Origin of the sequence: Thiocapsa imhoffii (assembly GCF_016583985.1) — a bacterium.
GTDB classification, from domain to species: domain Bacteria; phylum Pseudomonadota; class Gammaproteobacteria; order Chromatiales; family Chromatiaceae; genus Thiocapsa; species Thiocapsa imhoffii.
This window is the reverse complement of sequence record NZ_NRSD01000014.1, coordinates 45,498-57,679: the sequence shown is the minus strand read 5'-3', so window position 1 is coordinate 57,679 and position 12,182 is coordinate 45,498. Positions and strand designations below refer to the sequence as shown.

The 12,182-nt window shown below is 61.6% G+C and carries 10 protein-coding genes; 2 read left to right on the top strand and 8 right to left on the bottom strand.

Annotated elements, in window-relative coordinates:
• Window positions 1-9: 9 nt before the first annotated feature.
• The 6 genes from trmD to ppc all read right to left on the bottom strand — a co-directional run bounded on the left by trmD (window position 10) and on the right by ppc (window position 7,074).
• Window positions 10-759, bottom strand: coding sequence for a tRNA (guanosine(37)-N1)-methyltransferase TrmD (gene trmD, locus CKO25_RS13470; RefSeq protein ID WP_200388459.1), 750 nt, complete (start codon window positions 757-759; stop codon window positions 10-12).
• Between the two features lie 22 nt (window positions 760-781).
• Complete coding sequence (rimM, locus tag CKO25_RS13465; RefSeq protein ID WP_200388458.1) at window positions 782-1,291, bottom strand: ribosome maturation factor RimM; 510 nt, start codon at window positions 1,289-1,291, stop codon at window positions 782-784.
• 50 nt (window positions 1,292-1,341) lie between these two features.
• Window positions 1,342-1,614 (bottom strand): 30S ribosomal protein S16, encoded by a 273-nt coding sequence (gene rpsP / locus CKO25_RS13460; protein ID WP_200388457.1) that lies wholly within the window; start codon window positions 1,612-1,614, stop codon window positions 1,342-1,344.
• Window positions 1,615-1,879: 265 nt separating this feature from the next.
• On the bottom strand, window positions 1,880-3,079 hold the full coding sequence (locus CKO25_RS13455; protein ID WP_338115135.1) for a toxic anion resistance protein: 1,200 nt from the start codon (window positions 3,077-3,079) through the stop codon (window positions 1,880-1,882).
• Between the two features lie 92 nt (window positions 3,080-3,171).
• Window positions 3,172-4,080, bottom strand: a complete 909-nt coding sequence (locus tag CKO25_RS13450) for a 5-bromo-4-chloroindolyl phosphate hydrolysis family protein (protein ID WP_200388456.1) — start codon at window positions 4,078-4,080, stop codon at window positions 3,172-3,174.
• Window positions 4,081-4,281: 201 nt separating this feature from the next.
• Window positions 4,282-7,074, bottom strand: a complete 2,793-nt coding sequence (gene ppc / locus CKO25_RS13445; RefSeq protein ID WP_200388511.1) for a phosphoenolpyruvate carboxylase — start codon at window positions 7,072-7,074, stop codon at window positions 4,282-4,284.
• A 484-nt stretch (window positions 7,075-7,558) separates the two neighbouring features.
• On the opposite strand from ppc, the gene CKO25_RS13440 reads away from it, so the two are divergent.
• The gene (locus CKO25_RS13440; RefSeq protein WP_200388455.1) at window positions 7,559-8,161 is read left to right on the top strand and encodes a hypothetical protein; all 603 of its coding nucleotides are present in this window, start codon (window positions 7,559-7,561) and stop codon (window positions 8,159-8,161) included.
• A 384-nt stretch (window positions 8,162-8,545) separates the two neighbouring features.
• Here the strand turns inward: CKO25_RS13440 and egtD are convergent, their stop codons facing one another.
• Both egtD and egtB read right to left on the bottom strand, forming a co-directional pair.
• Window positions 8,546-9,532 carry an L-histidine N(alpha)-methyltransferase gene (gene egtD / locus CKO25_RS13430; RefSeq protein WP_200388509.1) on the bottom strand — a complete coding sequence of 329 codons (987 nt, stop codon included), beginning with the start codon at window positions 9,530-9,532 and terminating at the stop codon, window positions 8,546-8,548.
• A 56-nt stretch (window positions 9,533-9,588) separates the two neighbouring features.
• Entirely contained in the window at window positions 9,589-10,896 is a 1,308-nt protein-coding gene (gene egtB, locus CKO25_RS13425) for an ergothioneine biosynthesis protein EgtB (RefSeq protein WP_200388454.1), read from the bottom strand.
• Between the two features lie 388 nt (window positions 10,897-11,284).
• Here egtB and CKO25_RS13420 point away from each other — a divergent pair, with 388 nt between their 5' ends.
• The gene (locus CKO25_RS13420; protein WP_200388453.1) at window positions 11,285-11,947 is read left to right on the top strand and encodes an LON peptidase substrate-binding domain-containing protein; all 663 of its coding nucleotides are present in this window, start codon (window positions 11,285-11,287) and stop codon (window positions 11,945-11,947) included.
• Window positions 11,948-12,182 lie beyond the last annotated feature (235 nt).

The window sequence follows — 12,182 nt, the reverse complement described above, 5'->3', positions numbered from 1 at the left end:
CTCCTGTTCTCAACCGAACTCATCACGATGATGAGCACGATCGTATTCATCGAGCAGCGCTTGCTCGTGTGGTTTCAGCCCGCGTTGCGCGAGCAATTCTGGCCGACGCTGCCGGGTCCGAATCAGCGACTGCAGCAAGCGCCACCGGGCGATCGCGGCATGATCCCCGCTGCGCAACACCGGTGGGACACAATGGCCATTGAATTCGGGTGGCCGCGTGTAGTGAGGATAATCGAGCAAGCCGTCGCTATGCGAATCCTGTGCCGCCGAGTCGGCATGTCCAAGCGCACCTGGCAACAGCCGGATCATTGCATCCATCACCACCATGGCAGGCAGTTCGCCCCCACTCAGGACATAGTCTCCAATCGACCATTCCTCATCGATCTCCAGCTCGAGCAGTCGCTCGTCGACTCCCTCGTACCGCCCCGCGACCAGGATCCAACCCGGCCGCGCCGCGCAGGCTGCGAGACCAGACTGATCGAGAACGCGCCCCTGCGGCGAGAGATAGGCGACCCGACTGTCGGGAGCGCTGGAGCGCGCGGCGCGAATGGCGTCACGCAGCGGTTCGATCATCATGACCATGCCCGGCCCACCACCATAAGGCCGATCATCGACCGTGCGATGCCGATCAGTGGTGAAGTCACGCGGGTTCCACAGGTGCAACCGCGCGAGTCCGCGTGCGAACGCACGCCCGGTCACGCCTTGATCACGCACGATCTCAAACAGCGCGGGAAACAGCGTGATCACATCAAAACGCATCAGGAACCCGTGGCGCGTGCCGCTAGAAGGTTGGATCCCAATCAACGCGCATGCGACGCTGCTCGAGATCGACCTCCTGAATGACCTCACCCCAGACAAAGGGCAGCAGGCGCTCGCGCTCGCCCCGCACGACGACCACATCATTCGCGCCGGTCGCGAACAAATGATCGACGACTCCGAGCGCCACCCCATCGACGGTTTCCACGGTCAATCCTTCCAAATCGATCCAATAGAACTCGTCGGGTGCGGGCGGCGGCAGTTGATCGCGAGGGACCGAGATCTCTCGCCCGACCAATTCGGCGGCCTGATCGCGGTCCGCGCAGCCCTCCAAACGGACGATCAAGCCTTTGCCATGGCGCTTGCCTTCTCGCACACGCCATGACTGTTGATCCAGACCCAGTCGCCACGGCGAGTAGCCCAGGATTCCTTCGGGTGGATCGGTCTCCGAGACGACCTTGACCCAGCCCTGGACCCCGAACACGCCGGCGATCCGCCCAACGACAACACGGGGGGCGTCATGATCGACGTCCATCGGAGCGACCGCGCGATGCGAGCGATTCAGTCTGACGTGGCCCGCGCGACTCAGGCGGCAACGACGGTGGTTGCCGCCTGCTCACGCGCAGCCTGCTTGAGCAGTTGCTTCACGCGATCGGTCGGCTGGGCACCGCACGCAATCCAGTAGTCCGCCCGCTGCCGATCGACGCGCAGCGATACCTCGCCACCGCGCGCGAGCGGATTGAAGAATCCGATCCGCTCGATATAGCGGCCATCCCGCTTGGCGCGAATATCGGCGACAACGATTTGGTAGAAGGGGTTTTTCTTGGAACCACCCCGCGAAAGACGAATCGTAACCATGTGCAGTCCTGGACCCAGACGATGTGACGTGACGGGGGCAGGCCCCGTAGGTAAACGCGCAACTATACCGAATTCCCCAAAAAATGAAAGCAGCGGACGCAACCGCGTCGCCAGGATTCAAACGGCGCCCAGTGACCTCACACGGCGCTCGCGGCCATGCAGATGCCGACCGAGCATTCGGTCCGGGCCGCTTGTGCTCGAAACGCGCCGTGCCATGGACGACGGCATCGCGACCCACCGTCATGGACTGGGAGAGACCGCGGCGTCAGCTCGTGCGCCGCGCGCTCGCCGCGGTCAGCGTCCGGCGCAGATCGCTCTCGAGTCGCTGCAGCTCCTCGCTCGCCAGGGCGCGTGCCCGTTTCCCCTCGTCGGCGATCGCCAAACTGTCCTCGATGGTGTCGATCAAGGTCTGATTGGCCTGCTTCACGACCTCGATGTCGAACACCCCACGCTCGATCTGGCGGCGCGCCTCGGCATTGGCCGTCCTGAGATTCTCGGCGTTCGCACGCAGGAGGTCATTGGTCAAATCGGTCGCGGACTTGATGGTTTCGGCCGCCTGACCAGAGCGGTAAATGGTCACGGCCTGCGCCAACTGCTGACGCCACAGGGGCACCGTATTCACTAAGGTGGAGTTGATTTTGTTGATCAGCCCCTTGTCGCTCTCCTGCACCAGACGGATGCTCGGCAAGCCCTGCATGGTCACCTGCCGGGTCAACTTCAGGTCGTGGACACGCCGCTCGAGGTCATCACGCGCACCACGCACATCCTTCAGACGCTGAGACTCGACCATGTCTTGACTGGACTCGACCTGCTTCACCAGCGCGGGGATGGTCGTGCTGTCGAGTTCCACGAGTTTGCGCTCCCCGGCGGCAATGTGTTGCTCCAACGCCCGAAAATAGTCGAGATTCGCGGCATAGAGGCGATCGAGCGCGGTCACGTCGGTTAGGAGTTTGGTTTGATGGCGTTCCAACTGTGCCGAGATGGTCTCGATTTGGTCGCGGACCGCCTCGTATTCCTGGAGGAACCGCACCATCGGACGCCCCCGGCCGGTCAAGCGGGCGAGCAATCCGGGCTTGCGATTGGGATCGAGATCGTCGACGCGAAACCCCTTCAGCGTGGTGACCATCTCCGAGAGCGCCTGACCTGCCGGGCCGATATCCTTCGCGCGCACACCCTCGAGCATCTGATCCGAGACCTCGGTCAGTCGCTCCTGAGCCTTGGCGCCGAAGAAGAGGATGGATTGGGTATCGTTGAGATCCAATTCCTGGAGCAGGTGCTCGACCTCGGCCTCGCTGATCCGTGACATCAGCGGTTGCGACCGTGGCTCCGCGTCAGCGACCGTCAAGGATGGCTCCAGGGGCGCCGCGCGTGGGGTCGGGACGCGATCGCCCTGATCCAATGGCCGCGGCGCGCGTTCGCGACTCACCCCGTCCGCAACCGTCTCGATACGCTCTTGCTCGCTCACTCGTATGTCTCCCCATGGACTCGATCGATTCTGTGGCGGCTGGCCGTGTCAACTGGGCGCAGCCTGTCAGCGCCCGCGCGGCTGCCTCCGACTCAGCGGACTCCTTCGCGCTCGAGCTGTTTCTTCAGGACCTCGATCTGAACGTCGAGGTCCATCAGATCAGTCTTCAGCAACCGTTGATGCTGCTCCTCAAAGGCCTGTTCGACCGTGATCAGCACATTGCGGAAATTCTGTTCCAACTCACGCGAGTCTGCCAGGCGGTGGGTGCGCGCATAGCCATCGGCGACCTGTTTCACCCCGTCGAGGTAGACGTTGAGGAATTTGCGCGCCCGAAAGAGATCCGTCGGTCGCTCGGCAATCTGGTCCAGGATCGCGCGTCCCTGGACACCAATGCGCGCAAGCCGCTGCTTGAGCTCACGATTGGCGATCCGGGCCGCCGCCTGCTCGAGATCCAGCAACTGGCGCTCGGCCTCGGCCAAGGCCGCGACGATCTTGCGGGTCCGCTCGTCGTCGCTCGCGACCACTCGCTGACGGCCCCACGATTCAAATCCATACACGAAATGGAAGCCCAGCATGGCCACACCCGCATAGGCGAGACTCAAACCCAGGCCCAAGACCACGACCCAAGATGCCATCAAACCCGTTGCCAAGCCGATCAAGAGACCACCCAGGGTCTTCAACGGGGCCGGGCGTAACCGGGCAAACCGCAGGGTCTGGTCCGCGACCTCCGCCTTCAAACCGCGCCGCGTCAGATCGGCGCCTAGCATGAAGAGACCGAAGAGACCACCAGCGATCAAGGCCACCTCGAGACGACCCGCGCCCAGACCCACGAGGGCCGCGATCAGCAGGGGCACTGGGAGGAGATAGAGCAGGGTACCCTTCGCGCGCGGTCGCATGCGGAGAGGCGCCTGACCTCCCAGGACGGGCTTGCCCCCGAAGAGCAGCTCTCCCAGACCCAGGGTCCGTCGTTGTTCGGGCGGCAGGTTCGTCGGCGCGCCCATCAAATTGACCACAGGGCCTGACAGGATAAGAGGCCGATGCTGAAGGCCAGGAGCACAACCCCCAGGAGACGCACCCCGAAGGGCGGGCGAACGGGGGGTTTGGGTGCACGATGATCGAGCTGGGTCATGGTCGGACCTGTCGGCGCGGCGGTGTGATGAATGTGAGACGAGTCATCATGAGTCCTGGGGCCGGGGCCTCGCTCATCCGGTATTGCGCATACCCGCCGCAATGGCATTGATGGAGCGCAGCAAGGGGTCGAGCCATTCCTCGCGCTTGGCCTCCTCCTCCTCGCTGCGATATCGCTCCAGGAGCGAGACCTGGATATGATTCAGGGGATCGAGATAGACGTTCCGGCGCGCCAGGGAACGCTGAAGCTCCGGAGTCTCCTCCATGAGCCCACGCAACCCGGCCACGTTCATAACCTGCGTGAGCGTGCGCTGATACTCCTCTTCGATCTGGCTATAGATCACCTGCGCCTGGTGTTGGTTCTCGGCCAGCCGGGCATACGCCTTGGCGATATGCATCTCAGCCTTGAACAGGGACATCTGGGTGTTGGAGAGCAGAGCGCGAAAATAGGGCCACTCTTGATACATCCGCTGCAGTTTCGCCAGCCGCTCCAAATCGTTCCCCCGGTAACGCTCGATGGCATAGCCAATCCCGAACCAGGCGGGGAGCGTCTGGCGCGACTGTGCCCACCCGAACACCCATGGAATCGCGCGGATCGAGGCCAGGGAGCGATCCGCCTTTTTCCGATGAGACGGGCGCGAGCCAAGGTTCAGGAGGGCAATCCCGTCGAGTGGGGTGCAGTCATAGAAGTAGTCGAGGAAGCCGTCCGTCTCACGCGTGAGTCGTCGATAGGCCTCCTCACCATACTGCGCCAACTCATCCATGATGCCGAGATAGTCCTTGCGATCAGCCGGTGGTGGCTCGATCAGACAACGGCTTGCCTTGATCAGACCACTGATACCGAGGGTCAGTTCATACCGCGCCGTTTCGGGATTGGCATAGCGGTATGAGAGCACCTCGCCCTGCTCGGTGAACTTGATCTGACCATGCACCGTATCCGTTGGTTGCGCCAGGATGGCCTCGTGAGTCGGACCGCCACCGCGCCCCACCGTGCCCCCGCGGCCATGAAAGAGACGACAGGAGACACCGTGATCGTCGGCGAGTTGGATCACCCGTCGCTGGGCCTCGTAGAGCCGCCAGCTCGACGCCAGGATGCCGCCGTCCTTGCAGGAGTCGGAGTATCCCAGCATGACCTCTTGCTGGTTGCCCGAAGCCTTGAGCAGGGCCGCATAGGTCGGGTCATCGAATAAGCGCCCCATCACCTCCCCGATGCGATTCAGATCGTCGATGGTTTCGAACAAGGGTGCGATCTGGATCTGACAGAACCAGCCCTGGCGCCCCATTCCCGCGAGCCCGGCGAGACGCGCCAAGAGCATCACCTCCATCACATGACTGGCGGCATGGGTCATGGAGATGACGTACTGGCCAAAGGCATGCTCGCTGACCTCCGCGCGCATGCGGGCCATGACCTCGAAGACCTCCAGGGTCTCACGTGTCTCCGCGGTGAGCGTCCCCTTCTCAATCACGAAGGGGTGTGGATGGGCGATCGCTTCGGCGAGCGCCAACAGGCGTTGTTCCTCATCGAAGGCCTGGTAGAACGGGGCACCGGCCTGCCGTGCGAAGAGTTCAGACACGGCGCGAGTATGACGCGTGGATTCTTGTCTCAGGTCGAGATGCACGAGATGGAAGCCGAAGGTCTCGGCCAATCGGATCAGGTCGTTCAAAGGCCCCACGGCCGCGTTGGCATCGCCATGATGGTGTAACGAATCGCGCACCAAATGGAGGTCGGTCAGGAAGTCCCGTGCCTGATCATAGCCATCCGGCAGATCAGGCTCGTAGCGCCCCGCCATGCGAACGCGCAACCGCTGCAGATTGGCGTTGAGACGAAACTCCACCATCGCGAGTTTGCGTCGATAGGGCTCGTGGACATATCGACGCAAGCTTTGCCCCATGGTCTCGACCCAGTAGTCCTCGTCCGCATCAAGACTGTCGAGAAAAGCGGGGGCGGGCTGACAGAGTGAACTGGCGTGGCTGAGCATGCGCAGCAGCTTCCCGACCCGCTCTAAATAGAGTTCCAGCACGAGTTCGCCGTGCATGCGTACAGCGAGTTCGGTGGTCTCCGGCTTAACGAAGGGATTGCCATCACGGTCGCCCCCAATCCAGGACCCAAACTGAATAAAGGACGGAATCTTGATCCCAGAGTCCGGGCCATAGGCACGCCGAACGGCCTTTTCGAGGAAACAGTAGACCTGCGGCACCGCATCGAACAGCGATTCGCGAAAGAAATACAGCCCTTGGCGCACCTCGTCGGTGACCTGCGGTTTGTGGACACGCACCTCGTCGGTCTTCCAGAGGATCTGGATCTGGGTGAGGATCCCCTGCAAGCGATCCTCGAGTTCCTCGTCATTGAGTTTGCGACGATGCAGATCCTGCGCCACTAAGAAGATACGGCGAAAATTCTCCAGGATGGTGCGTCGCTTGGCCTCGGTCGGGTGCGCGGTGAACACCGGTAGATAAACCAAATGTTCGAGCAAACTCTGGAAGTGCTCGGGACTCACCCCATCGGCCTTGAACTGACGGGCCATTTGATCAAAGGATCCGACCCAGAGTCGCTCGCCTGCCGAGATCAGATCCATGCGGGCAAGATAGGCATTCAATTCCTCGGCCGTGTTGACCAAGCCGAAGTAAATGTTGAAGGCGCGGATCACCTCCGAAAGCGTCTGGGCGTCGAGCCCGCGAATGCGCTTCATCAGTTTGTCGCGCACCTCCTCGTCATCCTGCTCACGCAATTGCATGAACCCGTCGCGCAGCCGCTCGACGATGACGAGGACACGCTTGCGACTGTGCTCGCGCAAGACCTCGCCGAGCAACGCGGTGAAGAGCTGGACATCACGCTCCAATGTCTGATCTTGCGAGACGGCATTCATCGGCATCTGGTGACTCGTCTGGGCACGGAAGAAGGGGTCACGGATCGATGCTGGTCCTGCATCGCCCGCGCTTCGGAATCAGCAGCCAGCAAACCTTCAAGCAGGCGGGGACTTTCCTCTGACGCGCCGCGTTGACCGCGGTGACCCTGTATAGTGGTTCAGAATACGGGCGATACGCAAGGATCTGGAAACAGAGGGGCCAGATCAACCGACCCAGGCGATCCGCCCTCATCCTGCCCGCGGCGACATGGAGGCGGGCGCATCCGGACGTTTGGCCTGCGGCGACGCGCCACCCAGAGCACCCCATCGACCGGGTCCGTCACCCCGCGACGCCATGAGGACACGCCCGCAGGCACCTTGCCACAGCGCCGGCTGCGGCAAAAACTTGTCCGAGTTCGGTTTTTCGCTTAGGTTGACCGGACTCTGTTGCAGGCCGTCTGGATCGACTCACCCTATTTCACTCGTTATTGTTAAGGAGATTCACATGATCACACGCACGCATCTGACCCTCGCCGGCACCCTCATCGCTGCGTCATCCCTTCTCGGATCTATCGCAAGCGCCGTCGATGTCCCGGTGATGGCGGGTGCCCTCGTCGAGGAAGTGGTTGGTGAGGTCGTCGTCGTGAATCCGGAGGCCCGGATGCTGACCATTCGCGAGCCAAGCGGCGTCTTCCTGGTCATTCACGTGCCGGAAGAGGTGAGACGGCTCGATGAGATCCGCATCAACGATCAACTGACGATCGATTATCTCACCGCCGTGGCCGTGGATCTGCAGAAGGGAGGTGATGCGGCCAGTGCGCCAGGCGCGGCGAAGACGCTGGAGGTCGAGCGCGGCACCGGCCGCGCGCCATCCGGGAGCCTGACCGAAACCATTACGCTCGTCGGAATCGTCGACGCGATCGACCGCACGGCGTCGCAGGTCACGGTTCGCGGTCCGCAGAACCGTGTCACGGTCAGTGTCGAGAATCCCGACCTACTGTCCGACGTGGACGTAGGCGACAGCGTGACCGTCAATTACATCAATGCCGTCGCGGCACGCATCGATCGCGCGAGCGGGCATGGATCGATGCGTCCAGGTGGTCGCTGAAAGTCCTGATCGAACGACGCATGGTGGGGCCGGCGGAAGAGCGCTGATCGGATCAGCCCGCACGACCGGCTCCACCTGCAACCAACTCCCGACCGTGTTTCGGTGAATCTGACCTCGGTCCGACTCGACCCGACCCGTCTTCTGCGACGTCCATGTCGGATTCAAGCCTGCCCGACGAGCGTGGAATCTTCAGCGTCGCGCCAGCTTGAACCTGATCGCTCGTCATGTCGTTCAAACGCTGGACCGCTTCGATTGTCGTTGCGAAGCGTTGACTGATGACATGGAGTCATCCAACAATCAACGACGCCTGCATTCCACGGGATTACCGCCACGGTAGGGTCAACACGGGATCAGATCACCCCTCGTTGCGGTGCTAGTTCAGCCTCACGCCACACGCAGGCAATGGACGCTAAAGAGGTCTTGATCATCCGTCCACACCTGCTCGGCCTGGAGGCCCGCCTCCGCGGCGATGCGGTGAAAGACCTCCAGAGGGTATTTATAGGAACTCTCGGTGTGAATCGTCTCGCCCTTCTGGAAGTGGAACAGCTGGCCGGCAACCCGCACCCGTTGATCGATCCGGCTGACAAGATGCATTTCGACTCGACTCTCCCGCGTGTTGAAGAACGCACGGTGGGAGAAGTGATCGAGATCGAAGTCACCCTCGAGCTCGCGGTTAATCCGAACCAATAGATTCAGATTGAAGGCGGCGGTAACACCCTGTGCGTCATCGTATGCCGCATTCAGGATCGCGGGTGACTTGGGCAGATCCACACCGATCAGCAGACGCCCCCCGGACCCCAGCACTTGCGCGATGCGGTTGAGCAACTGGTGGGCGTCGGCGGGGTCGAAATTCCCGATACTGGACCCTGGGAAGAAGGCAGCGAGATCCGTCCATTCCGGGTCCAGGGGCAATTGAAACGGAGCCGAGTAGTCAGCGCAGGCCGCGTGAATGGTCAAATCGGGAAAACGCGCCGCCAAGGCGTGAGCCGACTCCAATAGATGCTCCCTGGAGATGTCCACCGGCAAATAGACGCGTGGCTGGAGTGCCGCGAGGAGGGTTTGAATCTTCAAACTGCTGCCGCTGCCGAGTTCGATCAGGATGTTGTCCCGGCCGAGTCGATCAGCCATCTCCGATCCGTGGACGCGCAGGATCTCGATCTCGGTGCGCGTGGGGTAATACTCGGGCAGCTCCGTGATGGCATCGAAGAGTTGTGAGCCGCGCTGGTCGTAGAAGAGCTTTGGAGACAGGCGCTTTTGCACCAGCGCCAAGCCATTGAGCACCTCCGCGCGAACATCCGCTGGCGTGGGGCGATAGTCGAAGAACCGCACCGACCCGCGCGACGGTCGCGCCTGCCGTCGCTCCCCGTGCATTTCCGAGCGGGACGTATCCCGCTCCGCGACCGCCTGCCGTCGTGCGCTAAGTGACATCATGAACGTGTCTCCGCAAGTCGAAATCCCTTGAACTGCCAGCGCTCCTGGGGATAGAAAAAGTTTCGGTATGTTGCCCGCACATGATTGGCTGAACTGGCGCAGGAGCCGCCTCTTAAAACCATTTGATTACACATGAATTTCCCATTGTACTCACCGAGCGCGCCGGCGACCGGGCGATAGCCTGGGTAGGGCAGATAGGCTGATGCCGTCCATTCCCAGACATCGCCGAAGACCTGCATCAGGCTCGTGGCCTCCGCGGAGGCCTGCATCGGCACGGGGCGGGGATGGAGCAATTGGTCCTCGACAAAGTTGCCCTCGACAAGATACCCCGCCGCCGCATGCTCCCATTCTGCTTCGCTCGGTAAGCGCCGCCCTGACCAAGTCGCGAAGGCATCGGCCTCGTAGTAACTCACATGACAGACGGGCTCGGCGGGATTGAGCGGACGCATGCCACCCAACGTCATGACCTGCCAGGCACCATCGATCTCTTCCCAGTAGAGTGGGGCCCGCCAGCCTTCGGCCTGGATCTGCGCCCAACCGTCTGCCAACCACAATGCCGGGTCGCGATACCCGCCATCCGCCACGAACTGCAGGTAATCCTGATTGGTGACGGGGCGATCCGCCAGGGCGTAGGGGGCGAGGAAAGTCCGATGCCGTGGTCCCTCATTGTCATAGCTGAAGCCGTCCGGACCCGCGCCAATCTCGACCAAACCGCCCGCGAACTCGACCCAGCGCATGGGTGGCGGCTCCGCCAGTGCTGGCGTCGCTAAGTCCTCGCGATAGGCTGGGCGGAGTGGATTATGCGCGAAATTGCGTTTGATATCGGTGATGAGTAGTTCTTGATGCTGCTGCTCATGATTGAGCCCCACCCGTAACCGGTGGAAGACCTCCGGCCAGTCCGCGGTGCGTGACGCCATGATCAATTTCGCCATGGCCTCGTCGACATGGCGACGATAGTCGCGGATCTCGTCAACCGTTGGGCGTGACAGTAAACCACGCTCATGGCGCGGCCAAAATCCGCTACCCGTTTGCTCGTAGTAGCTATTGAAAAGATACGCATAGCGCGGGTGGAACACCTGGTATCCGGCGACGAACGGCTGCAAGAGGAAGGTCTCGAAGAACCAGGTGACATGCGCAAGATGCCAACGCGGAGGACTGGTCTCGACCCGCGTCTGGAGCACATAGTCCTCGATCGCCAGTGGCGCGCACAATTGCTCCGTGAGTGCTCGTACACGACGAAACTCTCCCAGCAAGTCAGCGCGCGAAACGTGATCTTGTGGTGCATTCACCGATGATCCTGACATCTGCATCTCGCTCTCGGTTGTTGACAAATCGCGTTCCATGGATTGGGTGCAACCGTGACGGCGAGGCCGGGCTACCGAACCAATCTCACACCGCCGGAATCGCATCGACCACGATGGACGTGCCGACGCTGCGGCGGGACCAGCAGATGCCGAGGACACGTCACGAACAGGTGACTCGCCGGCAATAGTGCGTCCCACGCCACGAATTTCCAGCTTCGCGCGAAAAAATCAGCACGCCCGTTCAGGATGCTGCAACAGAAATGCGCTAACGGAAACACTCTAGGGAAGCGCGGCAAACACCCCAACTATCGAATCATCCGTGATGACGGACACCAATTAACCACATCGCTCGAACGAACGCGCCAACGTTCGGACGCTGGAGCCACCCATGACCCGAAATCCCTTCTTTCCGAAATTCTCCGATCTGCCCACGGAGATCCCGATTTTCCCGCTCGCCGGGGCCGTGGTCATGCCCGGCGTGCAGTTGCCCTTGAATATCTTCGAGCCCCGCTACTTGAACATGATTTTCGACGCCTTGGCCGCTGATCACCTGATCGGGATGATCCAGCCCACGAGCGAGACCATGGAGGACGACACGCCGGAGCTGCACCGTATCGGCTGCGCTGGTCGCATCACCTCCTACAGCGAAACCACTGATGGCCGTGTGGTCTTGGTCTTGACTGGAGTGTGCCGCTTCCAGGTCAGTCGCGAAGTCGCTGAAAAGAATGGCTACCGGCGGGTGCGCGCGGACTGGGAGCGGTTCGCGATCGATTATCAGGATCAGGACTCCGTGATCCAAGATCGCAAGGGCTTCTTGAGTTCCCTCAAGGGTTACTGCACCCTGCGTGGCGTTGAGGTTCCTTGGAATGACGTGGAACAGATGCCTGATCGGGATCTGACCAACCTCCTCTGTGCTCATCTGCCCCTGAGTCCCGAAGATAAGCAGGCGCTCATCGAGACCCTCTCTACGAGCGACCGCGCTGCCTTGATGCAAGGGTTGCTCGGGATGGCCGCGGTGGCGAGCATGGATATCGCTGAGCATCGTCACTAACCCGCCGCATGGCGGTTGGGTTCGTCGGTCTGCTTGAAAAACGCGGTCGTATACTTAATTGTTCCATCAGAATGAGGCCAGTTGTTGGGTTGCGCAAACGAGCGGAGCGGCCACCCCCGATGCGGGGAGGTCGCCACGGCACGGAGCCGATGGCAGACTCGACTGCGTTCATTCGCCACCTGAACGATGCCCCTTTCCCGCGGACATGAGATCATGGCCGCATCGATGATCGTGA